Origin of the sequence: Blastomonas sp. CCH1-A6, from assembly GCF_001556365.1 — a bacterium.
GTDB lineage: Bacteria > Pseudomonadota > Alphaproteobacteria > Sphingomonadales > Sphingomonadaceae > Blastomonas > Blastomonas ursincola.
The window spans coordinates 1-442 of sequence record NZ_LSIS01000449.1 but is presented as its reverse complement, the minus strand read 5'-3'; the positions used below and the strand labels follow the sequence as shown (position 1 = coordinate 442).

1 pseudogene is annotated in these 442 nt (G+C 57.7%); it reads right to left on the bottom strand.

The features are described 5' to 3' along the window. Nucleotides 1–57 precede the first annotated feature (57 nt). A pseudogene (locus AX735_RS20340) lies at nt 58–171 on the bottom strand (single-stranded DNA-binding protein); the annotation flags it as partial. Nucleotides 172–442: the final 271 nt, after the last annotated feature.

Sequence of the window (442 nt, the reverse complement as noted above, 5' to 3'; positions counted from 1 at the left end):
CCAGCAGCACCTAAATCTCCACCGAAAATTACACCACGAGCGCGGACGCTAACTTCATTCATCGCCATCCTTGCGGTTGTAGTTCGCGGCGACGGAAACGTGGGTGACTTTATCGGTCGTATCGACACTGCCAACGCGGCCGATGATCCGAAATTCAGCGATGTTCTGCATGGTAGTCTCCTTTGGATAAGCGTTGCTGACGGATTTTTTGCGGCGGAGCTGAGCCACGCGGGCAAGCTGAAAATGGGAGGGTCCGCTTGCGGAAACCCAAGGCCGAAGGCCGGTTTTCTGCTTGCCCGCATTAGTGGCGATGCGCAGTTCGTATCCGTCAGACAGCAACGCCCAAAGGAAACCGCCCGAGTAGATGCAGCAATTTGGACTGGCGGTGGTGGCAGCTGCCACCGGCCATTGGCGCCCATAGGTCGCTGCGCTCGATCGGCAT